This is a genomic window from Stenotrophomonas sp. 14P6.2.3 (assembly GCF_057799055.1).
In genome coordinates this window covers 51,106-71,947 of record NZ_JBYOLA010000020.1, presented here as the reverse complement: position 1 = coordinate 71,947, position 20,842 = coordinate 51,106, and the positions used below count along the sequence as shown (strand labels likewise).

At 62.9% G+C, this 20,842-nt stretch carries 31 protein-coding genes; 1 reads left to right on the top strand and 30 read right to left on the bottom strand.

Annotation, left to right across the window (positions count from 1 at the left end; genetic code table 11):
• Window positions 1–406: 406 nt before the first annotated feature.
• Complete coding sequence (locus AC27VL_RS15355; protein ID WP_488767209.1) at window positions 407–1,798, bottom strand: class II 3-deoxy-7-phosphoheptulonate synthase; 1,392 nt, start codon at window positions 1,796–1,798, stop codon at window positions 407–409.
• 223 nt (window positions 1,799–2,021) lie between these two features.
• Here AC27VL_RS15355 and AC27VL_RS15350 point away from each other — a divergent pair, with 223 nt between their 5' ends.
• Window positions 2,022–4,148: a TonB-dependent receptor gene (locus AC27VL_RS15350; RefSeq protein ID WP_346580241.1), complete on the top strand. Its 2,127-nt coding sequence runs from the start codon at window positions 2,022–2,024 to the stop codon at window positions 4,146–4,148.
• Window positions 4,149–4,299: 151 nt separating this feature from the next.
• Here the strand turns inward: AC27VL_RS15350 and AC27VL_RS15345 are convergent, their stop codons facing one another.
• From AC27VL_RS15345 to tuf, 29 genes are all read right to left on the bottom strand, one after another.
• Window positions 4,300–4,806 (bottom strand): disulfide bond formation protein B, encoded by a 507-nt coding sequence (locus AC27VL_RS15345; RefSeq protein ID WP_089239011.1) that lies wholly within the window; start codon window positions 4,804–4,806, stop codon window positions 4,300–4,302.
• Window positions 4,807–4,999: 193 nt separating this feature from the next.
• Window positions 5,000–5,383: a 50S ribosomal protein L17 gene (rplQ, locus tag AC27VL_RS15340; RefSeq protein WP_089239009.1), complete on the bottom strand. Its 384-nt coding sequence runs from the start codon at window positions 5,381–5,383 to the stop codon at window positions 5,000–5,002.
• Between the two features lie 197 nt (window positions 5,384–5,580).
• Window positions 5,581–6,579, bottom strand: a complete 999-nt coding sequence (locus AC27VL_RS15335) for a DNA-directed RNA polymerase subunit alpha (protein WP_025879320.1) — start codon at window positions 6,577–6,579, stop codon at window positions 5,581–5,583.
• Window positions 6,580–6,634: 55 nt separating this feature from the next.
• Window positions 6,635–7,264, bottom strand: a complete 630-nt coding sequence (gene rpsD, locus AC27VL_RS15330) for a 30S ribosomal protein S4 (RefSeq protein WP_025879319.1) — start codon at window positions 7,262–7,264, stop codon at window positions 6,635–6,637.
• A gap of 15 nt (window positions 7,265–7,279) precedes the next feature.
• Window positions 7,280–7,669, bottom strand: a complete 390-nt coding sequence (gene rpsK, locus AC27VL_RS15325) for a 30S ribosomal protein S11 (protein ID WP_004145443.1) — start codon at window positions 7,667–7,669, stop codon at window positions 7,280–7,282.
• An 11-nt stretch (window positions 7,670–7,680) separates the two neighbouring features.
• Window positions 7,681–8,037, bottom strand: coding sequence for a 30S ribosomal protein S13 (gene rpsM, locus AC27VL_RS15320; RefSeq protein WP_025879318.1), 357 nt, complete (start codon window positions 8,035–8,037; stop codon window positions 7,681–7,683).
• A gap of 346 nt (window positions 8,038–8,383) precedes the next feature.
• Window positions 8,384–9,751, bottom strand: a complete 1,368-nt coding sequence (gene secY, locus AC27VL_RS15315; RefSeq protein WP_025879317.1) for a preprotein translocase subunit SecY — start codon at window positions 9,749–9,751, stop codon at window positions 8,384–8,386.
• Window positions 9,752–9,758: 7 nt separating this feature from the next.
• Window positions 9,759–10,202 (bottom strand): 50S ribosomal protein L15, encoded by a 444-nt coding sequence (gene rplO / locus AC27VL_RS15310; protein WP_089239007.1) that lies wholly within the window; start codon window positions 10,200–10,202, stop codon window positions 9,759–9,761.
• Between the two features lie 4 nt (window positions 10,203–10,206).
• Window positions 10,207–10,398, bottom strand: a complete 192-nt coding sequence (rpmD, locus tag AC27VL_RS15305) for a 50S ribosomal protein L30 (RefSeq protein ID WP_089239005.1) — start codon at window positions 10,396–10,398, stop codon at window positions 10,207–10,209.
• Window positions 10,391–10,933 (bottom strand): 30S ribosomal protein S5, encoded by a 543-nt coding sequence (gene rpsE / locus AC27VL_RS15300; protein WP_025879314.1) that lies wholly within the window; start codon window positions 10,931–10,933, stop codon window positions 10,391–10,393. Before rpsE ends, rpmD begins: the two co-directional genes overlap by 8 nt.
• A gap of 161 nt (window positions 10,934–11,094) precedes the next feature.
• Window positions 11,095–11,448, bottom strand: a complete 354-nt coding sequence (gene rplR, locus AC27VL_RS15295) for a 50S ribosomal protein L18 (RefSeq protein ID WP_025879313.1) — start codon at window positions 11,446–11,448, stop codon at window positions 11,095–11,097.
• 86 nt (window positions 11,449–11,534) lie between these two features.
• Window positions 11,535–12,059, bottom strand: a complete 525-nt coding sequence (gene rplF / locus AC27VL_RS15290) for a 50S ribosomal protein L6 (protein WP_089239003.1) — start codon at window positions 12,057–12,059, stop codon at window positions 11,535–11,537.
• Between the two features lie 17 nt (window positions 12,060–12,076).
• Window positions 12,077–12,475, bottom strand: coding sequence for a 30S ribosomal protein S8 (rpsH, locus tag AC27VL_RS15285; protein WP_025879311.1), 399 nt, complete (start codon window positions 12,473–12,475; stop codon window positions 12,077–12,079).
• A gap of 232 nt (window positions 12,476–12,707) precedes the next feature.
• Entirely contained in the window at window positions 12,708–13,013 is a 306-nt protein-coding gene (gene rpsN / locus AC27VL_RS15280; protein WP_089239001.1) for a 30S ribosomal protein S14, read from the bottom strand.
• Between the two features lie 18 nt (window positions 13,014–13,031).
• The gene (gene rplE, locus AC27VL_RS15275; RefSeq protein WP_025879309.1) at window positions 13,032–13,574 is read right to left on the bottom strand and encodes a 50S ribosomal protein L5; all 543 of its coding nucleotides are present in this window, start codon (window positions 13,572–13,574) and stop codon (window positions 13,032–13,034) included.
• Between the two features lie 11 nt (window positions 13,575–13,585).
• On the bottom strand, window positions 13,586–13,903 hold the full coding sequence (gene rplX / locus AC27VL_RS15270) for a 50S ribosomal protein L24 (protein ID WP_025879308.1): 318 nt from the start codon (window positions 13,901–13,903) through the stop codon (window positions 13,586–13,588).
• 16 nt (window positions 13,904–13,919) lie between these two features.
• Window positions 13,920–14,288, bottom strand: coding sequence for a 50S ribosomal protein L14 (rplN, locus tag AC27VL_RS15265; protein WP_025879307.1), 369 nt, complete (start codon window positions 14,286–14,288; stop codon window positions 13,920–13,922).
• A 12-nt stretch (window positions 14,289–14,300) separates the two neighbouring features.
• Window positions 14,301–14,570 (bottom strand): 30S ribosomal protein S17, encoded by a 270-nt coding sequence (rpsQ, locus tag AC27VL_RS15260; protein WP_004145355.1) that lies wholly within the window; start codon window positions 14,568–14,570, stop codon window positions 14,301–14,303.
• A gap of 11 nt (window positions 14,571–14,581) precedes the next feature.
• Window positions 14,582–14,767, bottom strand: coding sequence for a 50S ribosomal protein L29 (gene rpmC, locus AC27VL_RS15255; RefSeq protein WP_025879306.1), 186 nt, complete (start codon window positions 14,765–14,767; stop codon window positions 14,582–14,584).
• Window positions 14,767–15,180: a 50S ribosomal protein L16 gene (rplP, locus tag AC27VL_RS15250; RefSeq protein WP_025879305.1), complete on the bottom strand. Its 414-nt coding sequence runs from the start codon at window positions 15,178–15,180 to the stop codon at window positions 14,767–14,769. The genes rpmC and rplP overlap by 1 nt, the downstream gene beginning before the upstream one ends.
• 5 nt (window positions 15,181–15,185) lie before the next feature.
• The gene (gene rpsC / locus AC27VL_RS15245; protein ID WP_004145350.1) at window positions 15,186–15,920 is read right to left on the bottom strand and encodes a 30S ribosomal protein S3; all 735 of its coding nucleotides are present in this window, start codon (window positions 15,918–15,920) and stop codon (window positions 15,186–15,188) included.
• 18 nt (window positions 15,921–15,938) lie between these two features.
• Complete coding sequence (gene rplV, locus AC27VL_RS15240) at window positions 15,939–16,274, bottom strand: 50S ribosomal protein L22 (RefSeq protein ID WP_004145348.1); 336 nt, start codon at window positions 16,272–16,274, stop codon at window positions 15,939–15,941.
• A 12-nt stretch (window positions 16,275–16,286) separates the two neighbouring features.
• Window positions 16,287–16,556 carry a 30S ribosomal protein S19 gene (gene rpsS / locus AC27VL_RS15235; RefSeq protein ID WP_004145340.1) on the bottom strand — a complete coding sequence of 90 codons (270 nt, stop codon included), beginning with the start codon at window positions 16,554–16,556 and terminating at the stop codon, window positions 16,287–16,289.
• Window positions 16,557–16,562: 6 nt separating this feature from the next.
• Window positions 16,563–17,390, bottom strand: coding sequence for a 50S ribosomal protein L2 (gene rplB, locus AC27VL_RS15230; protein ID WP_099819139.1), 828 nt, complete (start codon window positions 17,388–17,390; stop codon window positions 16,563–16,565).
• 10 nt (window positions 17,391–17,400) lie between these two features.
• A complete protein-coding gene (gene rplW, locus AC27VL_RS15225; RefSeq protein ID WP_025879303.1) occupies window positions 17,401–17,700 on the bottom strand; it encodes a 50S ribosomal protein L23 in 300 nt (99 codons plus the stop codon).
• Window positions 17,697–18,302 carry a 50S ribosomal protein L4 gene (gene rplD, locus AC27VL_RS15220; protein ID WP_025879302.1) on the bottom strand — a complete coding sequence of 202 codons (606 nt, stop codon included), beginning with the start codon at window positions 18,300–18,302 and terminating at the stop codon, window positions 17,697–17,699. Before rplD ends, rplW begins: the two co-directional genes overlap by 4 nt.
• Window positions 18,303–18,314: 12 nt before the next feature.
• The gene (gene rplC / locus AC27VL_RS15215) at window positions 18,315–18,965 is read right to left on the bottom strand and encodes a 50S ribosomal protein L3 (protein WP_049470484.1); all 651 of its coding nucleotides are present in this window, start codon (window positions 18,963–18,965) and stop codon (window positions 18,315–18,317) included.
• Window positions 18,966–18,976: 11 nt separating this feature from the next.
• Window positions 18,977–19,288, bottom strand: coding sequence for a 30S ribosomal protein S10 (gene rpsJ / locus AC27VL_RS15210; RefSeq protein ID WP_010341589.1), 312 nt, complete (start codon window positions 19,286–19,288; stop codon window positions 18,977–18,979).
• 333 nt (window positions 19,289–19,621) lie between these two features.
• The gene (gene tuf / locus AC27VL_RS15205; RefSeq protein ID WP_089238985.1) at window positions 19,622–20,812 is read right to left on the bottom strand and encodes an elongation factor Tu; all 1,191 of its coding nucleotides are present in this window, start codon (window positions 20,810–20,812) and stop codon (window positions 19,622–19,624) included.
• Window positions 20,813–20,842: the final 30 nt, after the last annotated feature.

Below are 20,842 nucleotides of genomic sequence, written 5' to 3'. Positions count from 1 at the left end.
CTGGGGGCTTGGCCGCGGCATCCGTGCCGCGGACACTCCCGCAACCGGACCCACCCCGCCTTCGACAGATTTCCGCGATCTGCCGGCATTTCTGTAGAGCCGAGCAATGCTCGGCTCAATTCGTTCCGATATCGAAATATTCGATTTCGATGGAGTCATCCACGCATGGCGTGGATCTACTTGTGTCCACCAAGGTCGACACCTACCAACAGCCGTGGAGATCTGTCGAAGGTGGGGCGGTGTCGGATTGCGGGGTGTCCGCGGCATGGATGCCGCGGCCAAGCCTACAAGGACGTACTTGCGGCGTCCCCGCAATCCGACACCGCCCCGCCAACACGCCGAATGCCCGCATTTGACGTTGACGTTGCCTCTGCGGGTGCAGGGCGCAGCCCTGCCGAAACACCTTTTACCGCACCTGCTCCTGCTTGCGCACGATCGCCATCGCAATCTCCAGCGACTGCTCGTAGTTCAATCGCGGATCGACAGTCGAACGATACGCACGCTCCAGGTCACGCTCGGTCAACTCGCGCGCACCGCCGGTGCATTCGGTCACATCCTCACCGGTCAGTTCCAGATGCACGCCACCCAGGCGGGTGCCCGCAGCCGCGTGCAGGTCGAACGACATCTCGACCTCGCCACGCACGTTGTCGAAGCGCCGCGTCTTGAAGCCGTTGGCGGTGCTCTCGGTATTGCCGTGCATCGCATCGCATACCCACAGCACGCGACGACCATCGCGCTTGACCGCATCCAGCAACGGCGGCAGCTTCTGCGCGATCTGCGTCGCACCCATGCGGTGGATGAAGCTCAGGCGGCCCGGCTCGTCATCCGGATTGAGCACATCGATCAGGCGCAGCAACTGGTCCGGCGTCACCGACGGGCCCACCTTGATCGCGATCGGATTGCGCACACCACGCAGGTACTCCACGTGTGCGCCATCCAGTGCGGCGGTACGCATGCCGATCCACGGGTAGTGCGTGCTCAGGTTCAACCAGCCCTGCTGGCGCGGCACCTGCCGGGTCAGCGCCTGCTCATAGGGCAGCAGCAGCGCTTCATGCGAGGTGTAGAAATCGATGCGGTTGAGGTTGTGCACGCGGGCCCCGGCCAGGGTCTCCATGAAGTGCACGGCATCGCCGATCGAGGCGACCATCTTCTGGTACTCGGCGGCCAACGGCGAATGGCTTACCCATTCCAGGTTCCAGTATTCGGGATGGTGCAGGTCGGCGAAGCCGCCATCGATCAGCGCCCGCACGAAGTTCATCGTCATTGCCGAATGCGCGTGGGCCTGCAGCATCCGCTTCGGATCGGGCAGTCGCGCCGCTTCGGTGAAGCCCGGCGCATTGATGACATCGCCACGGTAGCTGGGCAGGGTCACACCGTCGCGGGTTTCGGTATCGGCCGAGCGCGGCTTGGCGTACTGCCCGGCAAAACGGCCGACGCGGATCACCGGCTGACGCAGGCCGTGCACCAGCACCAGGCTCATCTGCAGCAGCACCTTCAACCGGTTGGAAATCGTGCCCGATTCGCAGTCGCTGAAATTCTCCGCGCAGTCGCCACCCTGCAGCAGGAAACGCTTGCCTTCCTGGGCGTCGGCCAGCTGCTGCTTCAGCGCCAGGATCTCCCACGAGGTCACCAGCGGCGGCAGCCGCTTCAACTCGTGCAGCGCCGCATCCAGTGCCACCGGATCGGGATAGGTCGGCATCTGCAGCGCGGTCTTGCCCCGCCAGCTCTCCGGTGACCAGGCAGCACCAGCAGCGATGGCGGCAGGATCGGGGGCGGGCGGAACGGCGGACAGGCTCATCACGGACATCCGGGGGTGGGGGGCGGTCATGGTCGCAGAGCCAGCCGCTGACGCAAAGGGCCAGGCACCGCCACGACTGCCTGAACGGCGTGCAAAGGGGCCGCGTGATCGGCCAGAAACGGCATGGTCGCCGCCGCGGGACAGGCGCATGATCGGCACGCAGTTGTTACGGAGTAACACTTCCTCATGGACCGGCCCCTTCCCTCTTCCCTGCCCATTTCCCATGAAGCCCTCCCTGCTCACCACCGCCATCACCTTCGCCCTGATCCTGGCCAGCCAACCCGTACTTGCCGCCGACACTGATTCCAGCGCGGCTGCGGTCAAGAACCTCGATGTGGTCACCGTCAGCGCCCAGCTCGACCAGGCCCGCAACGCCCTGTCCCCGGACATCGGCAGCAGCCAGTACCAGATCACCGCCGAGGACATCCAGAAGCAGCCTCTGGGCGCCTCCGCCCCGCTCAGCCAGGTGCTGCTGCAGGCCCCGGGCGTGGTCCAGGACTCCTACGGCGGCGTGCACGTGCGCGGCGACCACGCCAACCTGCAGTACCGCATCAACGGCGTACTGCTGCCCGAATCGATCTCCGGCTTCGGCCAGACCCTGGATGCCCGCACCATCAAGAGCATCCGCCTGATGGATGGTGCCCTGCCGGCCCAGTTCGGCGAACGCACCGCCGCGGTGGTCGATATCACGACCCGCAGCGGGGCCGAGCTGGGCAACGGCGGCAGCGCCGGCATCACCGCCGGCTCGTTCGGCAAGGTCAACCCGAATGCCTCCTGGTGGGGCAACCAGGGCCGCTGGAGCTGGTTCCTGACCGGCAACTACGATCAGAACGAAGTCGGGCTGGAGAACCCCACCAACTCACGCAAGCCGCTGCATGACGATACCCACCAAGGGAAGGCCTTTGCCGACCTGACCTATCTGGTCAACGACAACACCCGCCTGAGCGTGTTCGCCGGCTTCGCCAACAACCGCTTCCAGATTCCGGTCAACCCGGGGCAGACCCCGCAGTTCGGTTACCTGGACACCACCACCTTCGATTCCAGCCAGCTGGACGAAACCCAGCGCGAAACCACCCGCTTCGGCATGCTGGTGCTGCAGGGCACGCTGGGCCAGACCGCGTACCAGCTGTCGGCCGGCCAGCGCTACAGCGACGTGGCCTTCAACCCGGACATCGTCGGCGACCTGGTGTTCAGTGGCGTCGCCTCGCAGGTCCAGCGCAGCAACCGCGCCAACACCCTGCAGGCCGATTTCTCCACACCGCTGGGCGACAACCACACCCTGCGCTATGGCCTGTATGGCAACTACGAACACGCCGCGGCCAACAACAGCAGCTGGGTCTTCCCGGTCGATGCCGATGGCCGGCAGACAAGCACCACGCCGCAGCTGATCCCGGACCGCAACGCCTTCCACGCCAGCACAGCCGCACTGTACGTGCAGGATGAGTGGCGGATAGGCGATGACTGGACGGTCAACTACGGCCTGCGCGGCGACCGCTTCAAGGCGTTCGGCCACACCGAGGGCCAGCTCAGCCCGCGCCTGGGCGTGGTCTGGAATGCCAGCGACAGCACCACGGTGCATGCCGGCTACTCGCGCTACTTCACCCCGCCCGCCAGCGAACTGGTTGCCGGCAGCGATCTGGCCCTGTTCGACGGCACCAGCAACCAGCAACCCGCCGGTGGCAGCAACACGCCGTTGTCCGAGCGCAGTGACTACTACGACATCGGCGTGTCACAGCAGGTCGGCGAGCACCTCACCCTCGGCCTGGATGCCTACGACCGCCGCGTCTCGCGCCTGCAGGACGAAGGCCAGTTCGGCGCCGCCTACATCTATTCCACCTTCAACTATCGGCGCGGCCACATCCACGGCCTGGAGTTCAGCGCCGACTACAGCAACGGGCCGATCAGTGCGTACTTCAACGCCGCCTACAACAAGGCGATGGGCACCCAGGTCATCACCAGCCAGTACAACCTCGATCCGGATGCATTGGCCTACGTGCAGCAGAACTGGATCCATCTGGACCACGACCAGAAGCTGACCTCTTCCGGCGGCGTCAGCTACGCGTTCGCTGGCCATAACCGGGTGGGCGCGAACTACGTGTACGGCAGCGGCCTGCGTTCGGACATCGAGGGCGTGCCCAATGGCGGCGAGCTGCCGTCGTACCTTCAGGTCAATCTCAGCGCCGCGCATGACTTCAACGCCGACAGCGGCCATCCGCTGCATGTGCAGCTGGCCGTGCTCAACACGCTGGACCGCAGCTACCAGCTGCGCGATGGCGGCGGCATCGGCGTGTTCGCGCCGCAATGGGGGCCGCGTCGCGGCGCCTATCTGAGCCTGCAGCAGGATTTCTGAGGTAGTGCCGGCCGCTGGCCGGCATTGCACGGGACTGCACCGCCCTCAGGGTTGCCGGCCAGCGGCCGGCACTACCGGAACGCAGTAGAGCCACGCCATGCGTGGCTGCCGATATGCAGTAGAGCCACGCCATGCGTGGCTCCAGACTGGATCAGCGCTTGACCTTGCGCAGCGACACAACCAGCGCCCACAGCGCCAGCAGCACGAACCACACGCCCGACCACATCGGCATCGTCAGACCGAGGAAGGTCCAGTCGATGTTGCCGCAGTTGCCGGTACCGGTCAGCACGGTACGGAATACTTCCAGCGGCCCCATGGTTTCGCGCAGGAAGGCCAGCGGCGGGCCACAGGTTGCACCCATCTCCGGCGGCAGCATCTGCACGTAGACGTGGCGTGCGGCGATGCCCACGCCCACGGCAGCAGCGATGAACGCGAGGATGCCGTAGGTCGCACGCCCCGGACGGTTGGACGGCCCATGCAGGGCGCCGATCAGGAACAGCAGGCCCAGGGCGACAAATGCCAGGCGCTGGAAGATGCACAGCGGACACGGCTCCAGGCCCATCTTCAACTGCAGGAAGATGGCGTAGCCAAGCAGGCCCGCGCAGATCAGGAAGCCCAGCAGAAACTGGGCGCGGAAAGGCCAGCGCAGAGGATTCATCGGCAACGCTCGTGTAGTACGGACCGCAAGCGTAACCGAGACTGCGCGCCGTTCGAACCGCCACAACGTCGCGCCCGTCGGAACGGTGCGGGGTCGGATCCCTTTGCGGATGCAAAGGGCTCTGCCCCCGCAGAAACGGAAAAACCCGGCACGAGGCCGGGTTCTTCACCGAATGACGGGTGTAGCGCGTCGATTACTCTTCGACGGCTTCAGCCACGACCGGACGGTCAACCAGTTCGACGTAGGCCATCGGCGCGTTGTCGCCGGCGCGGAAGCCGCACTTCAGCAGGCGCAGGTAGCCGCCCGGACGGGTCGCGTAGCGCGGGCCCAGGATGGTGAACAGGTTGCCGACGGCTTCGTTGTCGCGCAGGCGGGCGAAGGCCAGACGACGGTTGGCGACGGAGTCGACCTTGGCCAGGGTGATCAGCGGCTCGGCGACGCGGCGCAGTTCCTTGGCCTTCGGCAGGGTGGTCTTGATCAGCTCGTGCTTGAACAGCGAGGCGGCCATGTTCTTGAACATCGCTTCGCGGTGGGCGCTGGTACGGCTGAACTTACGGCCGGATTTCTGATGACGCATGATGATATTCCTTGGTTAATGATGTGGCTTTGCGGATCGTTGTCGCCTTCCTGGCGCTGCTGCTCGGACTGCGGTTGGTCCTGGCCATCCGTCCTGGACGACCTGCCCGCGAACCTTCGTTCGTCGTGGCGGTATTGCCTTGGTGCAATGGCCCCGTCGTTGCCGACGGGGCCATGCAGTCTTGCAGAAAGGCTATATCAGCCCAGCATGCCGTGGCTGGCGACGCCGGCCGGCGGCCAGTTCTCCAGCTTCATGCCGAGCGACAGGCCACGCTGGGCCAGCACTTCCTTGATCTCGGTGAGCGACTTCTTACCCAGGTTCGGGGTCTTCAGCAGCTCGACTTCGGTCTTCTGGATCAGATCGCCGATGTAGTAGATGCTCTCGGCCTTCAGGCAGTTGGCCGAACGCACGGTCAGCTCCAGATCGTCGATCGGGCGCAGCAGCACCGGATCCACGCCGTTGTTGGCCGGCTTCGCCGCACCGCGGTCGCGGTGGGTGAAGTCACCGAACACCGACAGCTGATCGCTGAGGATGTCGGCAGCGGTACGCACTGCTTCTTCGGCGTCGATGGTGCCGTTGGTCTCGATATCGATGACCAGCTTGTCCAGATCGGTGCGCTGTTCGACACGAGCCGCTTCCACGGCATAGGCGACACGGCGGACCGGCGAGAACGAGGCATCCAGGACCAGACGGCCGATGGCACGGGTTTCTTCGTCCGGACGACGACGCGCAGCAGCCGGCTGATAGCCGAAACCACGCTCGATCTTCAGACGCATGTTCACTGCCGTGTCCTTGGTCAGGTGGCAGATCACGTGGTCGCCGTTCAAGATCTCCACATTGTGGTCGACCTTGATGTCGGCAGCGGTGACAACGCCCGGACCCTGCTTGGACAGGGACAGAGTCGCGTTGTCGCCAGAGTGCATACGGATGGCCACGTCCTTCAGGTTCAGCAGGACTTCCAGCACGTCCTCCTGCAGACCTTCGACCGTGGTGTACTCGTGCAACACGCCGTCGATTTCGACTTCCGTGATGGCGAAGCCCGGGATGGACGACAGCAGCACGCGACGCAGGGCATTACCCAGCGTATGCCCGTAACCCCGCTCCAAAGGTTCGATAACGACCTTTGCACGGGTGTCGGTAATGCGTTCGATCTGCGGACCGCGAGGACGCAGAACCTGGTTGGCGGTAACCGTCATGTTGCGGGTTCTCCTAGTGAACCCCCGGCCGTCGCCGGGGGCTCTCCAATGTGAATTACTTCGAATACAGCTCGACGATCAGCGCTTCGTTGATGTCTGCAGGCAGATCCGAACGATCCGGAACAGCCTTGAAGATGCCGGAGAACTTGCCGGAATCCACTTCAACCCACGACGGGCTCAGGTCATGCTGGGCGGCGACGGTCAGGGCTTCCTGGACGCGCAGCTGCTTGGCAGCCTTTTCAGACAGGGCGATGGCGTCGCCAGCCTTGACCTGGTACGAGGCCAGGTTGACCGACTTGCCATTCACGGTGACGCCGCGGTGCGACACCAGCTGACGGGCAGCCGGACGGGTCACGGCGAAGCCCATGCGGTAGACAACGTTGTCCAGGCGGGTTTCCAGCAGCTGCAGGAGGTTCTCGCCGGTGTTGCCCTTCTTGGTCGAGGCCTTCTTGTAGTAGTTGCGGAACTGACGCTCCAGCAGACCGTAGATACGCTTGACCTTCTGCTTTTCACGCAGCTGGGTAGCGTAGTCGGACAGCTTGCCCTTACGGGCAGTGGCGCCATGCTGGCCGGGCTTCTGCTCCAACTTGCACTTGGAGTCCAGCGCACGCGCCGGGCTCTTCAGGGACAGGTCGGCGCCTTCGCGACGGGCGAGCTTACAGGTAGGACCGATATAACGAGCCATTTCTTATCGCTCCCTTTAGACGCGACGCTTCTTCGGCGGACGGCACCCGTTGTGCGGGATAGGCGTCACGTCGATGATGTTGGTGATCTTGTAGCCGACGTTGTTCAACGAACGCACGGCCGACTCACGGCCCGGACCCGGACCCTTGATGCGGACTTCCAGCGACTTCACGCCGTAGTCCAGCGCAGCACGACCGGCCTTTTCGGCAGCCACCTGGGCTGCGAACGGGGTCGACTTGCGCGAACCGCGGAAGCCAGCGCCACCGGAGGTCGCCCACGACAGAGCGTTGCCCTGACGGTCGGTGATGGTCACGATGGTGTTGTTGAACGAAGCGTGGACGTGGGCAACGCCGTCGGTGACGACGCGCTTGATCTTCTTCTTGGTCTTAGCAGCAGGCTTAGCCATTTATATGTCCCTTACTTCCTGATCGCCTTGCGCGGGCCCTTGCGGGTGCGGGCGTTGGTACGGGTGCGCTGGCCACGCAGCGGCAGACCGCGACGGTGACGCAGGCCGCGGTAGCAGCCCAGGTCCATCAGGCGCTTGATCGCGATACCGATTTCACGGCGCAGATCGCCTTCCACGATGTACTTGCCGACTTCGGCGCGCAGGCGCTCGATTTCCGGCTCCGACAGATCGCGGATCTTGGTGGTCGAAGTGACGCCTGCGACTTCGCAGACCTTCTTCGAACGGGTACGGCCGATGCCGTAAATGCTTTGCAACCCGACCCAGACATGCTTCTGGGCTGGCAGGTTGACGCCTGCAATACGCGCCATGACGCGGTTCTCCAGCTGAGTGATGGCCGACAGCGCGCTCAAGGCACGCCGATCCGGCAGGATGGATCAAAAAAGTTAACCAGTGATACTAACAAGGTTCCGGTTTACTTGGAAGCCCGTGAAACCAGAGGTTTCATGGACCCGGCCCGGGGAGTGTGCCCAGGCTCCGGCGCCGGATGGGGTTGGACCTGGAGTTGCCTCCCGGGCCGCCCGCGCTACTCCAGCGCGGGACCACCTCATCACACCCCCACCCGGAACCGCTGCGGGGGCCGCCCTTCGTTTGTGTGGCCAGAGTCCGCGAAGCGGAGGACCATCACGTCAGGAAGACGAAAGTATAGCAGGCTAATCAGCCGCGAGCAAAACCACCGCGGTTGCCGCCCTTCAGGTTGGCCTTCTTCAGCAGGCTCTCGTACTGGTGGGACATCAGGTGCGCCTGCACCTGGGCGATGAAGTCCATCACCACCACCACCACGATCAACAGCGAAGTACCGCCGAAGTAGAACGAGGCATTCAACTGCGTGCGCATCAGTTCCGGCAGCAGGCAGACGATCACCAGGTAAGCCGAACCGGCAGCAGTCAGTCGGGTCAGCACGCCGTCGATGTAGTCGGCGGTGGCCTTGCCCGGACGGATGCCCGGAATCAGCGCGCCCGACTTCTTCAGGTTGTCGGCGGTTTCCTGCGAATTGAACACCAGCGCGGTATAGAAGAACGCGAAACCGGTGATCAGCGCAGCGAACACGATCATGTGCAGCGGCTCGCCCGGACCCAGGGCATTGGCGACCTTCTGCAGGGTCTGGCCAAAGGTGCTCTGGTTGGCCGCCTGGCCGGACCACATGGCGAGGGTCGCCGGGAAGGCCAGCAGGCTCGAGGCGAAGATCGCCGGGATGACGCCGGCCATGTTCAGCTTCAGCGGCAGGAACGAGGTCTGGTTCATGTACGCGTTGCGACCGCCCTGGCGGCGCGCGTAATTCACCGTGATCCGGCGCTGGCCGCGTTCGACGAACACCACGAAGAAGGTGAAGGCGAGCACGACGATGGCGATCAGCAGCAGCTGGATGAACTGGATGTTGCCGTCGCGGTAGGCGTCGAAGGTGTGGATGACCGCACCCGGCAGGCCCGCCACGATACCGGCGAAGATGATCAGCGAGACGCCGTTGCCGATGCCGCGCTCGGTCACCTGCTCACCAACCCACATCAGGAACATGGTGCCGGCGGTCAGTGCGACCACGGCAGTGAGCACGAAGCCCATGCCCGGCATGTACACGACCGGTGCGCCGGTCGGCGACACCTGGCCCTGCAGCGCCAGCGCGATCGAACCGCCCTGCACCACTGCGAGCAGCACGGCGCCGATACGCGAATACTGGGTGATCTTGCGGCGGCCGGACTCACCTTCCTTCTGCATCGCCTTCAAGGCGGGGAAGATGTGCACAGCCAGCTGCATCACGATCGATGCCGAGATGTACGGCATCACGTTCAGCGCGAAAATGCTGAAACGGTGCAGGGCGCCGCCCGAGAACATGTTGAACATGTCCACGATGCCGCCGCCCTGCTGTTGCATCATGGCAAGCATGGCATCGGGATTGACGCCCGGCACCGGCACGTAGCAGCCGATGCGATAGACGATCAAAGCCCCGACGACGAACAGCAAACGTTGGCGAAGTTCAGTGAACTTGCCCATTCCGCCCGCGAGGTTACCGATGCCAGCTTGCGCCATGATTCTCTTACTCCGTTACGCTGCCGCCGGCAGCTTCGATCGCAGCCTTGGCACCAGCCGTGGCAGCAACACCCTTCAGGGTGAACGCCTTGGTCACTTCGCCCTTGACGACGACTTTGGCCTTCTTGGCAGTGCTCGGGACCAGCTTGGCAGCACGCAGGGCAGCGAAGTCGATCTCGCCGGCCGGCAGCTTGTCCAGCTGGTACAGCAGCACTTCAGCGGTGTCCTTGGCGATCGGCGAACGGAAGCCGATCTTCGGCAGACGACGCTGCATGGGGGTCTGGCCGCCTTCGAAGCCAGCCTTGATCTTGCCGCCACCCTTACGGGCGAACGAACCCTTGTGGCCGCGGCCGCAGGTCTTGCCCAGGCCGGAACCGATACCGCGACCGACGCGGGTACGTTCCTTGCGGGCGCCCGGTGCCGGGCTCAATTCATTCAGATGCATGGTCATTGGATTATTCCTCAACCTTGACGAGGTAGTGGACCTTGTTGATCAGGCCGCGAACCTGCGGGCTGTCCTTCAGTTCACGCACATCGTTCAGCTTGCCCAGACCCAGCGCACGCACCGACAGGCGATGACGCGCCTGGGCACCACGCAGGCCGCGAACCAGACGGACCTTGACGGTCTTGGTGGTTTCATTAGCCATGGTTGAGATCCTCCACCTTCTTGCCGCGCTTGGCCGCGATACGAGCCGGCGACTGCGCTGCAGTCAGGCCCTTCACGGTGGCACGCACCAGGTTGATCGGGTTGCGCGAACCGGTGGCCTTGGCCAGCACGTTCTTCACGCCCACTGCTTCCAGGACGGCGCGCATGGCACCACCGGCAATGACGCCGGTACCTTCGGAAGCCGGCTGCATGAACACGCGCGCTGCGCCGTGACCATCCTTGATGGTGTGCCACAGGGTACCGTTGTTCAGATCGACGGTGACCTGGTTCTTGCGAGCCTGCTCCATCGACTTCTGGATGGCGACCGGCACTTCGCGTGCCTTGCCATAACCAAAACCGACCTTGCCTTCGCCGTCGCCGACAACAGTCAGGGCGGTGAAGGTGAACTGACGGCCACCCTTGACGGTCTTGCTGACGCGGTTGACCGCGACCAGCTTTTCGATCATGCCGTCGTCGACTTTCTCTTCGCGGTTACGGTCGCGATCGCGACCCCGCTGCTGACGTTCTTCTGCCATGTTTATTCCTTGGTTGTTGGGTTATGTACGGCTCGAGGCCGCTTATGGTTGTGGAGTGGTGCGTTGTTGCGGTGGGCCGCTGCAGAAGAGCGGTGCCGCCCAGCCTCACTCAGGCTGGCGAGCAGGCGGGCATGGGGACCGAAGTCCCCTGCCCTGATCCCTTAGAACTGCAGGCCGGCTTCGCGGGCAGCGTCAGCCAGGGCCTTGATGCGGCCGTGGTAACGGTAACCCGAACGATCGAAGGCAACCTTCTCGACGCCGGCGGCCTTGGCGCGCTCAGCGACGATGCGGCCAACCTTGGCGGCGGCATCGGCGTTCTTGCCGTTCTTCAGGCCTTCCTTGATGTCGGCCTGGGTGGTGTTGGCAGCAGCCAGCACCTTCGAGCCGTCAGCGGTGAAGACCTGTGCGTACAGGTGCTGGCCGGTGCGCAGCACCGACAGGCGGGCAACACCGAGCACACGGATGTGGGCACGGGTCGACTTGGCGCGACGCAGGCGGGCGATGTTCTTGTTCATGATGTTTTTTCCTTGAAAGCTGAAGGTTGGGCTTTTCCCTGGAAAGTCCGCACATGGATGTGCGGGCTCTTGCGAGGGACTCGCGCTTACGCCTTCTTGGCTTCCTTACGGATGATGACTTCGTCGGAGTACTTCACGCCCTTGCCCTTGTACGGCTCCGGCTTGCGGAACGCACGGATCTTGGCGGCAGCTTCACCGACGGCCTGCTTGTCAGCGCCCTGCACCAGGATTTCAGTCTGGGTCGGGGTGGTGATGGTGATGCCTTCCGGCGCCACGAACACGATCGGGTGCGAGTAGCCCAGCGACAGGCTGAGGTCCTTGCCCTGCATCGCAGCACGGTAACCCACGCCGACCAGCTCAAGCTTGCGCTCGAAGCCTTCGGAAACACCCTTGACCATGTTGGACAGGATGGCGCGGACGGTACCGGTCAGCGGGATCAGGTCCACGTTGTCGGTGCTCAGGGTGGCAACGCCGTTTTCGACATTGATGTTGATACCAGCCGGCTTGGCCAGCGACAGGGTGCCCTTCGGGCCCTTGGCGATGACGTTGTCGTTCTGGACGTTCAGTTCAACCTTACCCAGGTCGATCGGCTTCTTGGCTACACGGGACATGGTCTACTCCTTTCGCCTTAGGCCACGAAGCACAGGACTTCGCCGCCGACGCCCAACTGGCGCGCCTGCGCATCAGTCATGATGCCCTTGGAGGTGGAAATGATGGAAATGCCCAGGCCGTTCATGACCTTCGGCAGTTCGCTCTTGCCGCGGTACTGGCGCAGGCCCGAACGCGAGAAGCGCTTCAGGGTCGCGATGACCGGCTTGCCTTCGAAATACTTCAGCACGATTTCCAGCTCGGACTTGTTGTTCTCGAGCGCGGTCACGCGCAGGTCGGCGATGTAACCCTCGTCCTTCAGGACCTGGGCGATCGCAACCTTGATCTTGGACGACGGGGCTTTCACCGTCTGCTTGCCAACCGCTGCCGCATTCTTGATGCGGACCAGCAGGTCGGCGATGGGATCAGTCATGCTCATATGAGTACCTTTGAGTGCACCGATATCCGCTTTCGCGAAAATCTGTTGTCTCCTGGAAACGGGCCAGGCCCCCTCCCCCTACGCGTTGCGCAGAGCAAGACGCGGGAGTATACGCCAAAAGAGCCCGACTTGCGTCGGGCTCTTCGGTTTTTTGCAGAGGGAAAGCTGAACACTCCCCCTCCCCGGCTGCGAGGGCTCCCGAAGGCGCCCTCGCTGGCAGGACCGGCCGGAATTACCAGCTGGCCTTGCGCAGGCCCGGAACGTCGCCACGCATGGTGGCTTCGCGCAGCTTGTTGCGACCCAGGCCGAACTTGCTGTACACGCCACGCGGGCGGCCAGACAGTTCGCAACGGTTGCGGTGGCGGCTCGGCGACGAATCGCGCGGCAGCTTCGACAACTTGGTGGAGGCCTCGATCTTCTCTTCGTAGCTCGCGTCCGGGGAGGACACGATCTTCTTCAGAGCAGCACGCTTGACAGCGAACTTTTCAGCCAGCTTCTTCCGCTTGATGTCGCGGTTGACCATGGAGGTCTTTGCCATTTCGGTTTCCTCGACGAATCAGTTACGGAACGGGAACTTGAACGCTGCCAGCAGCGCCTTCGCTTCCGCGTCGGTCTTCGCAGTGGTGGTGATGGCGATATCCATACCGCGGATCGCGTCGACAGCGTCGAAGTCGATTTCCGGGAAGATGATCTGTTCCTTCACACCCATGTTGAAGTTGCCGCGACCGTCGAAGGAACGACCGGAAACACCACGGAAGTCGCGCACGCGCGGCAGCGAGATGTTGATCAGGCGGTCCAGGAACTCGTACATCTTGTGGCGACGCAGCGTGGTCTTGCAGCCGATCGGCCAACCATCACGGATCTTGAACGATGCCACCGAGATACGCGACTTGGTGACGATCGGCTTCTGGCCCGAGATCTTGGTCATGTCGCCAACGGCGTTTTCCAGGATCTTCTTGTTGGTGGCCGCTTCGCCGACACCCATGTTCAGGGTGACTTTGACCAGCTTCGGCACCTGCATGGAATTGGTGTAACCGAACTGCTTCATCAGCGCCGGAACCACTTCTTCCTTGTAAAACTTTTCGAGACGGGAAGTCATCTTCTCATTCCTCAGGCGTCGAGCGCCTCACCGCTGGAGCGGAACACACGCAGTTTGCGTCCATCCTCCAGCACCTTGAAGCCAACGCGCTCGCCCTTGCCCGAAGCCGGGTTCAGCACATTCACGTTGGAGATATGGATCGACGCTTCACGCTCGACCACGCCGCCGGCAACACCTGCCTGCGGGTTCGGCTTGGTGTGGCGCTTGACGATGTTCACGTTGGCAACGACCAGACGGTCGCCATCGACGCGGACGACTTCGCCCTGCTTACCCTTGTCCTTGCCAGCGTTGACGACAACCTGGTCGCCCTTCTTGATACGGTTAGCCATGATTATCTCCTGTCGCTCACAGCACTTCGGGAGCGAGCGAGACGATCTTCATGAACTTCTCCGAACGAAGTTCACGAGTCACCGGCCCGAAGATACGGGTCCCGATCGGCTCCTGCTTGTTGTTAAGCAGAACGGCAGCGTTGCCGTCGAAGCGGATCAGCGAGCCGTCGGCGCGACGCACACCCTTGCGGGTACGCACCACGACAGCGTCATACACTTCACCCTTCTTGACCTTGCCGCGCGGAATCGCATCCTTCACGGTGACCTTGATGATGTCGCCGATGCCGGCGTAACGGCGCTTGGAACCACCCAGCACCTTGAAGCACATCACTCGCTTGGCACCAGAATTGTCGGCGACGTCAAGGTAGCTCTGCATCTGGATCATGATTCAGACTCCTTATTCAGCCGCACGCGTGATGACTTCCACCACGCGCCAGTTCTTGGTCTTGGACATCGGAGCAATCTCGGTCACGCGGACGACATCGCCTTCCTTGCAGGCGTTGTCGGCATCGTGGGCGTGCAGTTTCGTCGAGCGCTTGATGTACTTGCCGTACAGTGCGTGCTTGACCTGACGCTCGACCAGGACGGTAACCGTCTTGTCCATCTTGTTGCTGACGACACGGCCTTCGACCGTGCGCAGCGCTTTGTTTTCAGTATTGTCGCTCATAGCGGCCATCCTTACTTCGTGCTGCCGAGCAGGGTCTTGACGCGAGCAATTTCGCGACGCACCCGGCGGATGTCGTGTGTCTTCGGCAGCTGGCCGGTGACCTGCTGCATACGGACAGAGAACTGTTCCTTACGCAGGTCGATCAGGTGGGCCTTGAGGTCGTCAGCCGACTTTTCACGGAGAGTTTTGATATCCATCAGCGCACCGTCCGGGTCACGAAAGTGGTGGTGACCGAGAGCTTGGCAGCGGCCAGGCGGAACGCCTCGCGTGCCACTTCCTCGGTAACACCCTCGATTTCATAGATCATGCGGCCGGGCTGGATCTGGGCCACCCAGTATTCCACGTTGCCCTTACCCGAACCCATTCGAACTTCGATGGGCTTCTTGGTGATGGGCTTGTCGGGGAACACTCGGATCCACATCTTGCCGCCGCGCTTCACGTAGCGGCTGATCGAACGGCGAGCCGCTTCGATCTGACGCGCGGTCAGCTGACCGTGGGCGGTTGCCTTCAGGCCGTACTCGCCAAAGCTGACAGCGTTTGCGCTCCAGCTGAGGCCTTCGTTACGGCCCTTGTGCACCTTGCGGTACTTGGTTCGCTTGGGTTGCAACATTGTCGTTACCTCGCTTCACGAGCCGGGCGCTGACGGTCACCGCGGTCGCCGCGATCATGACGATCGTTGCGCGACGGGGTGTCGTCCTGCTTTTCCTGGCCAACCTGGGAGAAATCGAAGACCTCGCCCTTGTAGATCCAGACCTTGATGCCGATGATGCCGTAGGTCGTCTTGGCTTCAGCGAAGCCATAGTCGATGTCGGCACGCAGCGTGTGCAGCGGCACGCGGCCTTCGCGGTACCACTCCGAACGGGCGATTTCTGCACCGTTGAGGCGGCCACCGACGTTGACCTTGATGCCCAGGGCACCCAGGCGCATCGCGTTGCCGACCGAGCGCTTCATTGCACGGCGGAACATGATGCGACGCTCCAGCTGCTGCGCGATCGATTCGGCAACCAGCTGTGCGTCCAGCTCGGGCTTGCGCACTTCGGTGACGTTGATGTGCGCCGGGACGCCCATCATCTCGCTCACTTCCTTGCGCAGCTTCTCGATGTCCTCACCGCGCTTGCCGATCACCACGCCCGGACGGGCGGTGTGGATCGTCACGCGAGCGGTCTTTGCCGGACGCTCGATCAGGATCTTGCTGATGCCGGCCTGAGCCAGCTTCTTGCGCAGCATTTCGCGCACTTTCAGGTCGGCTGCCAGGTAACCAGCGAACTCGGCCTTGTTGGCGTACCACTTGGAGTTCCAGTCCTTGGAAATGCCGAGGCGGATACCAATCGGATGAACTTTATGACCCATGGTCTTTTCCTTATCCGCTTACTTGGCGGCGCCAACAACCACAGTGATGTGGCTGGTGCGCTTGAGGATGCGGGTACCGCGGCCTTTCGCCCGCGCCATGAAACGCTTCAGGGTCGGACCTTCATCTACCATGATGGTCTGAACCTTCAGCTCGTCGACGTCGGCGCCCTGGTTGTTCTCGGCATTTGCAATAGCCGACTCCACCACCTTCTTGATCAGGTGGGCAGCCTTCTTGTCCGAGAACTTCAGCAGGTTGACGGCACGCTCGGCCGGCAGACCGCGCACCTGGTCAGCGACCAGACGTGCCTTCTGCGGGGAGATGCGCGCGGTGCGCAGGATGGCTTTCGCTTCCATTGTCATCTCTCCTTACTTGCCCGACTTCTTGTCACCACCGTGACCCTTGAAGGTCCGGGTGATGGCAAATTCGCCGAGCTTGTGGCCGACCATGTTCTCGTTGACGAGAACCGGGATGTGGTTCTTGCCGTTATGCACGGCAATGGTGACGCCTACCATGTCAGGCAGGATCATCGAACGACGCGACCAGGTCTTGATCGGACGCTTGCTACCCGCAGCGGCAGCCACCTTAGCAACCAGGTGGTGATCGACAAACGGGCCCTTCTTGAGTGAACGTGCCATGGTCGATTAGCCCCTACGATCGCGGACGATGAACTGCTGAGTGCGCTTGTTATGGCGCGTCTTGTAACCCTTGGTCGGAACACCCCACGGGGTGACCGGATGCGGGTTACCCTGGCCGGCCTTCGCCTCACCACCACCGTGCGGGTGGTCAACCGGGTTCATGGCAGCACCACGAACGGTCGGGCGGACGCCGCGCCAGCGCTTGGCACCGGCCTTGCCCAGCTTTTCCAGGCTGTGCTCGTCGTTGCCGACTTCGCCGATGGTTGCGCAGCACTCAACCGGAACCTTGCGCATTTCACCCGAGCGCAGGCGCAGGGTGGCGTAGATGCCTTCACGAGCAACCAGCTGCACGGCAGCACCTGCAGCGCGGGCGATCTGAGCGCCCTTGCCCGGCTTCAGCTCGATGCAGTGGATGGTGGTACCGACCGGGATGTTGCGCAGCGGCAGGGTGTTGCCCGCCTTGATCGGAGCATCCGAACCAGCGATCACCTGATCACCAGCCTTCAGACCCTTCGGGGCGATGATGTAGCGGCGCTCGCCGTCGACGTAGCACAGCAGAGCGATGTGGGCGGTGCGGTTCGGATCGTATTCGATGCGTTCCACGCGCGCCGGGATGCCCAGCTTGTTGCGCTTGAAGTCAATCAGGCGGTAGTGCTGCTTGTGGCCACCACCGACGTGACGCACGGTGATGCGGCCGTGGTGGTTGCGACCACCCGAACGGCTCTGCGACTCGACCAGCGGGGCATGCGGAGCGCCCTTGTACAGGTCGGGAGTAACCACGCGCACGGCCGAACGGCGGCCGGGAGAAGTGGGCTTGAATTTCATCAATGGCATGGGATGTACCTCAGGCCTTGGCCGTTACATCGATCGACTGGCCGTCGGCCAGGCGAACGTACGCCTTGCGCCAATCGCCGCGGCGGCCAGCACGGTTACGGAAGGACTTGTTCTTGCCCTTGACGTTGACCACGTTGACTGCTTCGACCTTGACGTCGAACAGCTGCTCAACCGCGGCCTTTACATCGGCCTTGGTGGCTTCGTTCGAAATTTCGAAGACGTACTGATTGGAGAGTTCCTGCAGGCGCGCGGTCTTTTCGGAGACACGCGGGGCGAGCAGCACGCTGAAGATTTTTTCGTTGCTGTTCATGCCAGCCACTCCTCGACCTTCTTGACCGCGTCAGCGGTGATGACGACCGTGTCGGCACCGACCAGCGACACCGGATCCAGGCCCTGGACGTCACGCACTTCCACGTAGGGAATGTTGCGCGCCGACAGGTACAGGTGCTCGGAGGCTTCTTCAGTGACGATCAGCGGGCGCTTGCCCACTTCCAGGCCGGCCAGCTTGGCGATCAGAGCCTTCGTGTTGGTCGCTTCGACATCGAAGGACTCCACGATGGTCAGACGGCCCTGACGGTTCAGCTCGGACAGGATCGCGCACATGGCGGCACGGTACTGCTTACGATTGACCTTCTGCTCGAAGCTGCGCGGCTTTGCCGCGAAGGTGACACCGCCGCCGACGAAGATCGGAGCCGTCAGTGCGCCATGACGCGCGCCGCCGCCCTTCTGCTTCTTCGACTTCTTGGTGGTACCTGCCACTTCGGAGCGAGTCTTCTGCGCCTTGGTGCCGGCGCGACCGGCGTTGCGGTAAGCAACGACAACCTGGTGAACCAGATCTTCGCTGAAATCGCGACCGAACACGGCGTCGGAGACCGAGACCTTGTTATTGCTACCCGTGATAACGAGTTCCATCGTCATCTCTCCTTATGCCTTGCTCGCCGGACGGACGATCACGTCGCCACCCGCCGCGCCCGGAACGGCGCCGCGAACCGCGATCAGACCGCGTTCGACGTCGACCTTGACAACCTCCAGGTTCTGGGTGCTCTGCTGCACCGAGCCCATGTGACCGGACATCTTCTTGCCCGGGAACACGCGGCCGGGCGTCTGGCGCTGACCCAGCGAACCCGGCGCGCGATGCGACAGCGAGTTGCCGTGGGTAGCGTCACCCATGCGGAAGTTGTAGCGCTTGATGGTGCCCTGGAAGCCCTTACCCTTGGTGACACCCTGGACGTCGACGATCTGGCCGACTTCAAAGATGTCCGCCTTGACTTCGCCACCAACGGCGAAATCGCCGAGCTGGGCGTCTTCAACGCGGAATTCCCACAGGCCACGACCCGCTTCCACCTTCGCCTTGGCGAAGTGGCCGGCTTCCGGCTTGTTGACCAGGGCAGCGCGACGCGCGCCGACGGTCACCTGCACGGCGCTGTAGCCGTCAGCTTCGACGGTCTTGATCTGCGCGATGCGGTTGGGCGTTGCTTCGATCAGGGTCACCGGGATGGAACGGCCATCTTCGGTGAACACGCGGCTCATGCCAGCCTTGCGGCCCACGAAGCCCAACGAATATTTCTTCGTCATGGTCGTAGTCCTCAGGTCAGCTTGATCTGAACGTCGACGCCGGCAGCCAGTTCGAGCTTCATCAGCGCGTCCACGGTCTTGTCATTCGGGTCAACGATATCGAGCACGCGCTTGTGCGTGCGGGTCTCGTACTGGTCACGCGCGTCCTTGTCGACGTGCGGGGAGACGAGGATGGTGTAACGCTCGATCTTGGTCGGCAGCGGGATCGGGCCACGCACTTGCGCGCCGGTCCGCTTCGCCGTCTCAACGATCTCGCTGGCCGAACGGTCGATCAGACGATGATCGAACGCTTTCAGCCGGATCCGGATCTTTTGGTCCGCCATGGCGGTAGGTTCCTTCGATAAAAGAGCGACAGACAAAGCCTCTGGGTTGCTTTGCCCCATGAAATCCCTGAATACAGACGGCCCGCATTCCCGCAGGCCGACAAGGTCAATCCGTAGACCCCAAAAGCATAGGCAGACCCGTGAAACCGGCCTGCCCAGACGGAGAAGCATAATGGCACGCAAGGCAGCTGTCAACAGCCTCCTGTTGACGCCGCCTGAATGGCATTGACCCTTCCTGGTCCGGGGAACACAAGGCACATCCTGTGCCTACTTTCCCGTTTGATACGCCCCGATGCCCTACCCAGGCAACATCGGGGCGCAGAGTCTAACAGATTACTCGAGGATGGTGGCAACCACGCCAGCACCGACGGTACGGCCACCTTCGCGGATCGCGAAGCGCAGGCCGGCGTCCATGGCGACCGGGTTGATCAGGGTGACAACCATCTTGATGTTGTCGCCCGGCATCACCATCTCGACGCCTTCCGGCAGCTCGACCGCACCGGTGATGTCGGTGGTACGGAAGTAGAACTGCGGACGGTAGCCCTTGAAGAACGGGGTGTGACGGCCGCCTTCGTCCTTCGACAGCACGTAGACTTCGGCGTCGAACTTGGTGTGCGGCTTGATCGAACCCGGCTTGGCCAGAACCTGGCCACGCTCGACGTCGTCACGCTTGGTGCCGCGCAGCAGCAGACCGGCGTTGTCGCCTGCCTGACCCTGGTCCAGCAGCTTGCGGAACATTTCCACGCCGGTCACGGTGGTCTTCTGCACCGGACGGATGCCGACGATTTCGATTTCTTCGCCGACCTTGATCACGCCGCGCTCGATACGACCGGTGACCACGGTGCCACGGCCCGAGATCGAGAACACGTCTTCGACCGGCATCAGGAATGCCTTGTCGACGTCACGCTCCGGGGTCGGGATCCAGGTGTCCAGCGCCTCGACCAGCTTGATGACGGCCGGCACGCCGATGTCGCTCTGGTCGCCTTCCAGCGCCAGGCGGGCCGAACCCGAGATGATCGGGGTGTCGTCGCCCGGGAAGTCGTACTTGCTCAGCAGCTCGCGGACTTCCATTTCAACCAGTTCCAGCAGCTCGGCATCGTCAACCATGTCGGCCTTGTTCAGGAACACGACGATGTACGGCACGCCGACCTGACGCGACAGCAGGATGTGCTCGCGGGTCTGCGGCATCGGGCCGTCAGCGGCCGAGCACACCAGGATCGCGCCGTCCATCTGGGCAGCACCGGTGATCATGTTCTTGACGTAGTCAGCATGGCCCGGGCAATCGACGTGGGCGTAGTGACGAACGGTGGATTCGTATTCGACGTGCGCGGTCGAGATCGTGATGCCACGTGCCTTTTCTTCCGGCGCGGCGTCGATCGCGGAGTAATCCTTGAACTCGCCACCGAAGCGCTCGGCACCGATCTTGGTCAGTGCGGCGGTCAGCGTGGTCTTGCCGTGATCGACGTGACCGATGGTGCCGACGTTGACGTGCGGCTTGGTGCGCTCGAACTTACCCTTTGCCATTTCTTTCTACCTTTTAGTTCGTAAGTGGTT

What these genes read in the sequence shown, in the direction of transcription:
- AC27VL_RS15355 (WP_488767209.1), bottom strand. Translation starts at nt 1,798, where the DNA reads ATGAGCCTGTCCGCCGTTCCGCCCGCCCCCGATCCTGCCGCCATCGCT.
- AC27VL_RS15350 (WP_346580241.1), top strand. Translation starts at nt 2,022, where the DNA reads ATGAAGCCCTCCCTGCTCACCACCGCCATCACCTTCGCCCTGATCCTG.
- AC27VL_RS15345 (WP_089239011.1), bottom strand. Translation starts at nt 4,806, where the DNA reads ATGAATCCTCTGCGCTGGCCTTTCCGCGCCCAGTTTCTGCTGGGCTTC.
- rplQ (WP_089239009.1), bottom strand. Translation starts at nt 5,383, where the DNA reads ATGCGTCATCAGAAATCCGGCCGTAAGTTCAGCCGTACCAGCGCCCAC.
- AC27VL_RS15335 (WP_025879320.1), bottom strand. Translation starts at nt 6,579, where the DNA reads ATGACGGTTACCGCCAACCAGGTTCTGCGTCCTCGCGGTCCGCAGATC.
- rpsD (WP_025879319.1), bottom strand. Translation starts at nt 7,264, where the DNA reads ATGGCTCGTTATATCGGTCCTACCTGTAAGCTCGCCCGTCGCGAAGGC.
- rpsK (WP_004145443.1), bottom strand. Translation starts at nt 7,669, where the DNA reads ATGGCTAAGCCTGCTGCTAAGACCAAGAAGAAGATCAAGCGCGTCGTC.
- rpsM (WP_025879318.1), bottom strand. Translation starts at nt 8,037, where the DNA reads ATGGCGCGTATTGCAGGCGTCAACCTGCCAGCCCAGAAGCATGTCTGG.
- secY (WP_025879317.1), bottom strand. Translation starts at nt 9,751, where the DNA reads ATGGCGCAAGCTGGCATCGGTAACCTCGCGGGCGGAATGGGCAAGTTC.
- rplO (WP_089239007.1), bottom strand. Translation starts at nt 10,202, where the DNA reads ATGACCATGCATCTGAATGAATTGAGCCCGGCACCGGGCGCCCGCAAG.
- rpmD (WP_089239005.1), bottom strand. Translation starts at nt 10,398, where the DNA reads ATGGCTAATGAAACCACCAAGACCGTCAAGGTCCGTCTGGTTCGCGGC.
- rpsE (WP_025879314.1), bottom strand. Translation starts at nt 10,933, where the DNA reads ATGGCAGAAGAACGTCAGCAGCGGGGTCGCGATCGCGACCGTAACCGC.
- rplR (WP_025879313.1), bottom strand. Translation starts at nt 11,448, where the DNA reads ATGAACAAGAACATCGCCCGCCTGCGTCGCGCCAAGTCGACCCGTGCC.
- rplF (WP_089239003.1), bottom strand. Translation starts at nt 12,059, where the DNA reads ATGTCCCGTGTAGCCAAGAAGCCGATCGACCTGGGTAAGGTTGAACTG.
- rpsH (WP_025879311.1), bottom strand. Translation starts at nt 12,475, where the DNA reads ATGAGCATGACTGATCCCATCGCCGACCTGCTGGTCCGCATCAAGAAT.
- rpsN (WP_089239001.1), bottom strand. Translation starts at nt 13,013, where the DNA reads ATGGCAAAGACCTCCATGGTCAACCGCGACATCAAGCGGAAGAAGCTG.
- rplE (WP_025879309.1), bottom strand. Translation starts at nt 13,574, where the DNA reads ATGACTTCCCGTCTCGAAAAGTTTTACAAGGAAGAAGTGGTTCCGGCG.
- rplX (WP_025879308.1), bottom strand. Translation starts at nt 13,903, where the DNA reads ATGGCTAACCGTATCAAGAAGGGCGACCAGGTTGTCGTCAACGCTGGC.
- rplN (WP_025879307.1), bottom strand. Translation starts at nt 14,288, where the DNA reads ATGATCCAGATGCAGAGCTACCTTGACGTCGCCGACAATTCTGGTGCC.
- rpsQ (WP_004145355.1), bottom strand. Translation starts at nt 14,570, where the DNA reads ATGAGCGACAATACTGAAAACAAAGCGCTGCGCACGGTCGAAGGCCGT.
- rpmC (WP_025879306.1), bottom strand. Translation starts at nt 14,767, where the DNA reads ATGGATATCAAAACTCTCCGTGAAAAGTCGGCTGACGACCTCAAGGCC.
- rplP (WP_025879305.1), bottom strand. Translation starts at nt 15,180, where the DNA reads ATGTTGCAACCCAAGCGAACCAAGTACCGCAAGGTGCACAAGGGCCGT.
- rpsC (WP_004145350.1), bottom strand. Translation starts at nt 15,920, where the DNA reads ATGGGTCATAAAGTTCATCCGATTGGTATCCGCCTCGGCATTTCCAAG.
- rplV (WP_004145348.1), bottom strand. Translation starts at nt 16,274, where the DNA reads ATGGAAGCGAAAGCCATCCTGCGCACCGCGCGCATCTCCCCGCAGAAG.
- rpsS (WP_004145340.1), bottom strand. Translation starts at nt 16,556, where the DNA reads ATGGCACGTTCACTCAAGAAGGGCCCGTTTGTCGATCACCACCTGGTT.
- rplB (WP_099819139.1), bottom strand. Translation starts at nt 17,390, where the DNA reads ATGCCATTGATGAAATTCAAGCCCACTTCTCCCGGCCGCCGTTCGGCC.
- rplW (WP_025879303.1), bottom strand. Translation starts at nt 17,700, where the DNA reads ATGAACAGCAACGAAAAAATCTTCAGCGTGCTGCTCGCCCCGCGTGTC.
- rplD (WP_025879302.1), bottom strand. Translation starts at nt 18,302, where the DNA reads ATGGAACTCGTTATCACGGGTAGCAATAACAAGGTCTCGGTCTCCGAC.
- rplC (WP_049470484.1), bottom strand. Translation starts at nt 18,965, where the DNA reads ATGACGAAGAAATATTCGTTGGGCTTCGTGGGCCGCAAGGCTGGCATG.
- rpsJ (WP_010341589.1), bottom strand. Translation starts at nt 19,288, where the DNA reads ATGGCGGACCAAAAGATCCGGATCCGGCTGAAAGCGTTCGATCATCGT.
- tuf (WP_089238985.1), bottom strand. Translation starts at nt 20,812, where the DNA reads ATGGCAAAGGGTAAGTTCGAGCGCACCAAGCCGCACGTCAACGTCGGC.